This window comes from Streptomyces katrae, from assembly GCF_000966975.1.
GTDB classification, from domain to species: Bacteria; Actinomycetota; Actinomycetes; order Streptomycetales; family Streptomycetaceae; genus Streptomyces; species Streptomyces katrae.
Genome location: NZ_JZWV01000020.1, coordinates 1 through 7,446, shown reverse-complemented (window position 1 = coordinate 7,446; position 7,446 = coordinate 1). Strand labels below are relative to the sequence as shown.

The window sequence follows — 7,446 nt, the reverse complement described above, 5'->3', positions numbered from 1 at the left end:
CGCCTTCTCGGCGTACGAGGGCCGTCACGCGGGGTGGAGTGTCGCGCCGAGTCTGGAAAGATAGGCGCGACGTCTGACGTCGCCCCCAGGTCAGGGCCCGCAATAAGCACACTCCCCGCACATCCAAGGAGCGGACAGATGCCCATCGCAACCCCCGAGGTCTACAACGAGATGCTCGACCGGGCGAAGGCAGGCAAGTTCGCCTACCCGGCGATCAACGTGACCTCGACCCAGACCCTGCACGCTGCGCTGCGCGGCTTCGCGGAGGCCGAGAGCGACGGCATCATCCAGATCTCCACCGGTGGCGCCGAGTTCCTGGGCGGCCAGTACAACAAGGACATGGTCACCGGCGCGGTCGCCCTGGCCGAGTTCGCGCACGTCGTGGCCGCCAAGTACGACATCACGGTCGCGCTGCACACCGACCACTGCCCCAAGGACAAGCTGGACGGCTACGTCCGCCCGCTGCTCGACATCTCCGCCGAGCGCGTGGCCAAGGGCCTGAACCCGCTCTTCCAGTCGCACATGTGGGACGGCTCCGCCGAGACCCTGGCCGACAACCTGGCCATCGGCCAGGAGCTGCTCGCCAAGGCCGCCGCCGCGAAGATCATCCTTGAGGTCGAGATCACCCCGACCGGCGGCGAGGAGGACGGCGTCAGCCACGAGATCAACGACGAGCTGTACACCACCGTCGAGGACGCCATCCGCACCGCCGAGGCCCTGGGCCTGGGCGAGAAGGGCCGCTACCTGCTGGCCGCCTCCTTCGGCAACGTGCACGGCGTCTACAAGCCGGGCAACGTCGTCCTCCGCCCCGAGCTGCTCAAGGACCTCCAGCAGGGCGTCGGCGAGAAGTACGGCAAGAGCAACCCGTTCGACTTCGTCTTCCACGGCGGCTCCGGCTCCACCGAGCAGGAGATCGCCACCGCGCTGGAGAACGGCGTCGTGAAGATGAACCTCGACACCGACACCCAGTACGCCTTCACCCGCCCGGTCGCGGACCACATGTTCCGCAACTACGACGGTGTCCTGAAGGTCGACGGCGAGGTCGGCAAGAAGTCCACGTACGACCCGCGCACCTGGGGCAAGCTGGCCGAGGCGAGCATGGCCAAGCGCGTCGTCCAGGCCTGCGCCGACCTGCGCTCCACGGGCACCAAGCTGAAGTAGTCCCGGGCGCTTCCCGCGCCCCGGACCCCGAAGAGGGGTCCGCCCGTCCGGAAACGGACCGGCGGGCCCCTCTTTCGTGTGCGGGAGGTGACATACGCCGGTGGACGTCCTCCCGCGCGATGGTGTGGAATACCGAGAGAAAACGTACCCGTGGGAATGTGATGCCGGCGGGCCAGGAGAGGCGACGCCACATATGAGGACAGAGAGACCCCAGGTGAAGCAGGACCGGGCGGTGCGCACCCGCCGCGCCATCCTGCAGGCGGCGGCCGTGGTGTTCGAGGAGCGCGGCTACGACGCGGCCAAGCTCTCGGACATCGTCAACATCGCCAAGGTCACCAAGGGCGCCCTCTACTTCCACTTCGAGTCGAAGGAAGGCCTGGCCCAGGCCGTCATCGACGCCCAGAACGAGGACCAGCCGCAGGCGCTGCCGCAGCAGTACAAGGCGCAGGAGTTCATCGACATCGGCATGGTCTTCTCGCACCGGATGCGGCACGAGGTGCTGATCCGGGCGAGCGCCCGGCTGACGCTGGACCAGACGGGCGGCGAGCTCGACCGGGCGACGCCCTACGAGACCTGGATCGGGGTGTGCGCCGACGTGCTGTCCGAGGCCCGCCGGCGCGGGGAGCTGCTGCCGGGCGTGGACCCGGTCGTCCCCGCCCGGCTGATCGTCGGCGCGTACGCGGGGCTGAACACCATGTCCCACACCCTCGGCCTCGACCTGGACGCGCAGGTCGCCGAGCTCTACACGCACGTGATGCCGAACGTGGTGGTCCCGGCCGTGGCCATCCGGCTGGACACCGCCCCCGGGCGCGGGGCGCGGGCGCTCTACGGGCCGCAGGGAGGGCACGCCTGCCGGGCGGGCTGCGCCAACGGAGTGGTCCCCGCAGGGGAGTTCGAGGAGACGGGCGTCCCCGTCGGCTGAGCCGTCCCGCGCGCCCACCCCTTCCCAAAAAGATCCTTCCGGGTATTATTTTTGCGCTCGCCTGCCCAGGGAGAACATGTGGACATTGAGGTACTCGGCGCACCACGGGTCACCGAGAACGGTGTGCCCATCACCGCCCCCACACCGGAGTCCCGGCACGTCCTGGCGGTCCTCGCCGCCAGTCCCGACCGCGTCGTCCCCATCTCCGTACTCGCCGACGAGCTGACCCGCCACACCCCGCCCGAGCACTCCCGCGCCGCCCTGCACACCGCCGTACGCCGACTGCGCGAGCGGTTCGCGGAGGCCCTCGGGGCCGGCTCGGTCCGTACCCCGGAGAACGTCCTCGCGGCCCGCCCCGGCGGGTACCTCCTCGACACCGGCGGCGGCCGCTGCGACGTCCGCGAGTTCGAACGCGAGGCCGGCGCCGGCTACCGGGCCATGGACCGCGGCGACTTCACCCGGGCCGCCCCCCGGCTGCGCCGCGCCCTCGACCTGTGGACCGGCCCCGCCCTCGACGGCATCGACGCCGGGACCTGGCTGCGCTGCCGCACCGCCGCCCTCGACGCCGACCGGATGGCGGTTCTCGGCCAATGGGTCGAAGCCGAACTCGCCCTCGGCCACCACCGCGAACTCCTCCTGGAACTCGCCGGCCTGCGCGGCGCGGGCGGCCGCCACCCCGACGGCGCCTACCTGGAGGCCCTGCGCCGGGCGGAGGCCCGCGTCGCCGCCCTGCGCGCCGCCCTCCCCGCCCCCGGCGTCACCCTGGCGGACGCCGTACGCCGCTGACCGGCCCCTCCCTGCCCCCTGCTTGACCCCTCGCCGCCCGGAACCTAGGTTCGGGACGGGACGCGGGGAAAACAGCTGGTCGGAGGGGGTCGGCAGGATGCGCGGGGACGAGGCGGGCGCACTGGCCGTACTGGAACTGCTCGCGGAGGACGCCCCGCCGGGCCGGTACGAGGCGCTGCTCACCGACGCCCGCGCCGCCGGCGCCGACGACGCCACCCTCGACGGGCTGACCCGCGCCCTGGAACTGGCCCGTTCGGTCCAGGCCCGCGCGACCCGCAGCCGGCAGCGCGAAGCCGCCCTCACCGCCCTCGTCGACACCGCCCACGACCTCACCTCCCCCTACGACATCGACGGCCTGCTCCGGCTGATCACCCGCCGCGCCCGGCGCCTCCTCGGCTTCGACATGGCCTGGCTGTCCCTGAGCCGCCCCGACGGCTCGGCGTACGTCCGCACCTCCGAGGGCGAGACCACCGCCTTCAACGTGGGACTCGAACTCGGCACCGGCCGGGGCCTCGGCAGCATCGCCCAGGCCCGCCGCTCCCCGGTGTGGACCCCCGACTACCTCACCGACCCCACCATCGCCCACGCACCCGGCATCGACGCCGTCGTCGAGGCCGAGGGCCTCCACGCGATCATCGCCGTGCCGCTGCGCCGCGGGGACTCCACCCTCGGCGCCCTCTACGGCTCCGACCGCGCCGTACGGCAGTTCAGCCCGGACGAGATCGGCATCATGCTCTCCCTCGCCGACCTGGCCGCCGTCGCCATCGAGAAGGCCCGCCTGCTGGAGCAGACCCGCGACCAGGTGACCGAGCTGGAGGCCTTCGGCTCCCGCACCCACACCGCCCTCACCCGCGTCCGCCACCTGTGGGAGTGTCACGCCCGCCTCGCCGGACTCGTCCTGGACGGCGCCGGCCTGCCCACCCTCGCCCGGGCCACCGCCGACGCGCTGGACGGCGTGCTCCAGGTACGGGACCCGGGCGGGCGCCCGCTGACCGCCACCGGGGAACTGCCCGGCCTGGACGAGGAGGCCGTCACCAAGGGGGCCCTCCAGGCGCTCACCCTCCGGCGCCCCGCCCGGCTGCCCGGCGAGCTGTGGCTGGCCCCCGTCCTCGCCGGCGCCGAGGACCTCGGGGTGCTGCTGCTCAGCGCCTCCGCCCCGCTCACCGACGAGGACGTACGGCTGCTGCAGCTGGCCGCCCAGTCCGTGGCCTGCCTGATGCTCATCCAGCGGGGCACCGCCGCCGCCGAGGGCCCCGTCCATGACGAACTCCTCGCCGACCTCCTCGACCGGCCCCACTCCGTCGACCTGCACCTGCTCGAACGGACCCGTCGGCTCGGCATCGACCTCGACCGCCCGCACGTGGTGGTCGTCGCCCGGCCGGAGGGCGGCGAGCTCGGCAAGGCCGTCGCCTGGGCCACCTCGTACGCCTACCGGATGGGCGGCCTCAAGGGCGTCCGCCGCGGCTGCATCGTCCTCGTGCTCCCCGGCAGCGACGCCTCCGCCGCCGCCCACCGGGCATCCGGCGAGCTGTCGCCGCTGCTGGGACACGCGGTCTCCACCGGCGCCGCCGGACCCACCACGGGCCCCGGCGACGTGGCCCGGACCTACGCCGAGGCGGTGCGCTGCCTCGACGCGCTGACCGCCCTCGACGGGGTCGGCGGCACCGCCTCCCTGCAGGAACTGGGCTTCCTCGGCCTGCTGCTGTCCGCCGACCACGACGTGGAGTCGTACATCACCCGCACCATCGGCCCGGTCCTGGAGTACGACACCGGCCGGCCGGCCGAGCTGACCCGCACCCTGGAGGCGTACTTCGCCTCCGGCGCCAGCCCCACCCACGCCGCCGAGGCCCTGCACGTCCACCCCAACACCGTCTCCCGCCGCCTGGAGCGCATCGCCGAACTCCTCGGCCCCGACTGGCAGAAGCCCGCCCGGGCGCTGGAGATCCAGATGGCGCTGCGGCTGCGCAGGACCCGTACCGTCCTGCACGACCGCCGCACCGCCGCCGACCGGTCGGACGCCTCCCCCTACACGGCCCCGTACGAGGCCCCGTAACCCCCCGTCGTCCCGGTCCCCGTCAGCGCGCGGGCGGCGTGCGCCACCGACGCCAGGGTCACGTGCCGGTGCCAGCCCGGCAGCGCCCGCCCGGCGAAGTCGCGCAGCCCCGCCTCCTGGCCGCTGTGCTCGGCGGCGAACGCCACCCGGCGGCCCTGCTTCGTCAGCCGCAGCAGCGGGCCCACCGGCAGCCGCACCAGGTCCGTCACCCACAGCTGCGACGGGGCGCGCCGCGGATCCGCCCACTCGCCGACCAGCAGCAGGTGGCGGCGGCGGGCCGGCGAGGGGTCGGGCATCATCACCCGCACCGCGACCGCGAGGGTGCTGCGGTGCCGGCCGGCCCCGGCCACCGGATGGGGGTCGGTCCACTCCACCGGCGTGCACAGCCCCTTCACCGCCTGCAGGACGTCCCGCGCACAGCGGGCCCCCGCCCCGTGCCCGGGCAGCGCCGGATCGGTGACGAGCAGCGGCGTGGACGGGCTGATCCGGGCGATGACGGGCAGCCCCGCCTCGGCGAAGCGGTTCATCGTGGAGCGGGTCCCGATCTGCCGGATGTCCAGCACCACCGGCCGCACCGGGCTCCCGCTGCGCCGCACCGTGGAGATCACGGCGGCCGCGGCGGCCTCCTCGTACGCGGCCCGCGCGGCGTGCTCCGTCTCAGCTCCCGCCCCCGTCCCCACGCCCGTCCCGGCCCCCGTCTCCGTCTCCGTCTCCGTCTCCGGAAGGAACATCTCCCAGCCCACGGGCGTGGCCAGCGCGGCCGAGGTGAACCAGGTCCCGAACGCCTGCTGCCCCCGGAACATCTGCCCCTGGTGCGGGTCGAACCGGTTGGCCACGCCCACCGAGTGCTCCCCGCCCTTGGGGATGGCCATCGGCTGCGCCACCCACGCCGTCAGCGGGCTCGCCGCCTCCAGGAACCGGGAGAGGTTGGCCCGGATCGGCTGCCAGTCCCAGGTGGAGCTGGAGATGAAGTGGTGCATGCTCTGCTCGGCCGCCCCGCCGCCGACCTGGCCCGCGATCCCGCGCATCGACTTGCGCCCGGGGAGCGCGAGCAGCCCCTGGACGTACTGCCGGCCCTTCTCCCGCTGGTCCTTGCGGCGCAGGGAGGAGAGGACGGCGGCACACAGGTCGTCGGCCACCTCCCGGGCCGGATCGGGCCGCCCCGTCCCGTTCCCCGTCCCGTTCCCCGTCCTCGTCCCCGTCACGTCCCCCGTGATGGTGCTGCTGTTGCTCATGGTGCTGCTGCTCATGACCGCTTTCACGACATGCCCCCTCGGCGTGCGTCCACTGCCCCTCTACCGTCCGACGAGGACACCCTGTTGGGGGAGGTGGGCCGGTCACCGCGCTCGCCCCGGAGGTGGTGGGGTCCCCACCACCTCCGCGACTTGACGGACTGTAGGCCCGGACCTGGCCGGATCACCGCAGATCGGGCACGGTCGGGATCCTCCGCGCCGGGGCGCGGAAAGGCGCGAGAAGGTGCGAGCGGGCGGGAGGAGCGGCGTGCAGTTCGGCATCTTCTCCGTCGGCGACCTCGCCCCCGACCCCCGGGCCGGCCGCATGCCCACCGAGCACGAGCGCATCCGGGCCATGACCGCCCTCGCCGTCCGCGCCGAGGAGGCGGGCCTCGACGTCTTCGCCACCGGCGAGCACCACAAGCCGCCCTACGTCTGCTCCTCCCCGTCCACCCTGCTCGCGTACGTGGCCGCCCGCACCCGGCGGCTGATCCTCTCCACCGCCACCACCCTGATCACCACCAACGACCCGGTGCGCGTCGCCGAGGAGTACGCGCTGCTCCAGCACCTGGCGGGCGGCCGCCTCGACCTGATCACCGGCCGCGGCAACACCCCCGACGTCTACCCGTGGTTCGGCCAGGACCTCCGCGAGACCCTCGCCCTCGCCCGTGAGAACTACGCCCTGCTGCACCGCCTCTGGCGCGAGACCGACGTCGACTGGCGGGGCCGCTCCCGGGCCCGCCTGGACGGTTTCACCTCCACCCCCCGCCCGCTGGACGGCGTACCGCCCTTCGTCTGGCACGCCTCGGTGAGCTCCCCGGAGACCGCGGAGCGGGCGGCGTACTACGGCGACGGGTTCTTCGCCGACAACCTGCTCGCCCCCGTCGGGCACTACGCCCGCCTGGTCGAGCTCTACCGCACCCGGTACGCCGACCACGGCCACGGCAGCCCCGAACAGGCCATCGTCGGCCTCGGCGGGCAGCTGTTCGTAAGGCCCCGCTCGCAGGACGCGCTGAGCGAGTTCCGCCCCTACTTCGACCGCTCCCCGGCCTGCGCCCGGCACTGGTCCCTGGAGGAGGCCACGGCCCGCACCCCGCTGACCGTGGGCAGCCCCGACGAGGCCATCGAGAAGATCCTCGGCTTCCGGGAGGTCTACGGGCACTACCAGCGCCAGCTCTTCACCGTCGACCACGCCGGGATCCCGCTGGAGACCGCGCTGGAGCAGATCGACATCCTCGGCGAACACATCGTCCCGGTACTCCGCCGCGAGCTGGCCGCCGGCCGCCCGCCCA

General features: G+C 73.7%; 6 protein-coding genes. 5 read left to right on the top strand and 1 reads right to left on the bottom strand.

The annotated features are described in order from the left end of the window. The first annotated feature begins 138 nt into the window (after positions 1-138). The 4 genes from fbaA to VR44_RS01605 all read left to right on the top strand — a co-directional run bounded on the left by fbaA (position 139) and on the right by VR44_RS01605 (position 4,922). Positions 139-1,161 (top strand): class II fructose-bisphosphate aldolase, encoded by a 1,023-nt coding sequence (gene fbaA / locus VR44_RS01620; RefSeq protein ID WP_045945512.1) that lies wholly within the window; start codon positions 139-141, stop codon positions 1,159-1,161. 193 nt (positions 1,162-1,354) lie between these two features. Then, the gene (locus tag VR44_RS01615) at positions 1,355-2,083 is read left to right on the top strand and encodes a ScbR family autoregulator-binding transcription factor (protein ID WP_045945511.1); all 729 of its coding nucleotides are present in this window, start codon (positions 1,355-1,357) and stop codon (positions 2,081-2,083) included. A gap of 78 nt (positions 2,084-2,161) precedes the next feature. Next, positions 2,162-2,869, top strand: a complete 708-nt coding sequence (locus tag VR44_RS01610; RefSeq protein WP_052713412.1) for an AfsR/SARP family transcriptional regulator — start codon at positions 2,162-2,164, stop codon at positions 2,867-2,869. 97 nt (positions 2,870-2,966) lie between these two features. Further along, positions 2,967-4,922, top strand: a complete 1,956-nt coding sequence (locus VR44_RS01605; RefSeq protein WP_045945510.1) for a helix-turn-helix domain-containing protein — start codon at positions 2,967-2,969, stop codon at positions 4,920-4,922. On the opposite strand, the gene VR44_RS01600 is transcribed toward VR44_RS01605, so the two are convergent. Further along, the gene (locus tag VR44_RS01600) at positions 4,895-6,157 is read right to left on the bottom strand and encodes an IS701 family transposase (protein ID WP_063778892.1); all 1,263 of its coding nucleotides are present in this window, start codon (positions 6,155-6,157) and stop codon (positions 4,895-4,897) included. The genes VR44_RS01605 and VR44_RS01600 overlap by 28 nt on opposite strands. A 265-nt stretch (positions 6,158-6,422) precedes the next feature. On the opposite strand from VR44_RS01600, the gene VR44_RS01595 reads away from it, so the two are divergent. Beyond that, a partial coding sequence (locus tag VR44_RS01595; protein WP_045945509.1) for a CE1758 family FMN-dependent luciferase-like monooxygenase occupies positions 6,423-7,446 on the top strand: 1,024 nt, incomplete at its 3' end.

Bases quoted from the DNA above. Each gene is read 5' to 3' on its own strand.
- fbaA (WP_045945512.1), top strand. From the start codon at position 139: ATGCCCATCGCAACCCCCGAGGTCTACAACGAGATGCTCGACCGGGCG.
- VR44_RS01615 (WP_045945511.1), top strand. From the start codon at position 1,355: ATGAGGACAGAGAGACCCCAGGTGAAGCAGGACCGGGCGGTGCGCACC.
- VR44_RS01605 (WP_045945510.1), top strand. From the start codon at position 2,967: ATGCGCGGGGACGAGGCGGGCGCACTGGCCGTACTGGAACTGCTCGCG.
- VR44_RS01600 (WP_063778892.1), bottom strand. From the start codon at position 6,157: ATGAGCAACAGCAGCACCATCACGGGGGACGTGACGGGGACGAGGACG.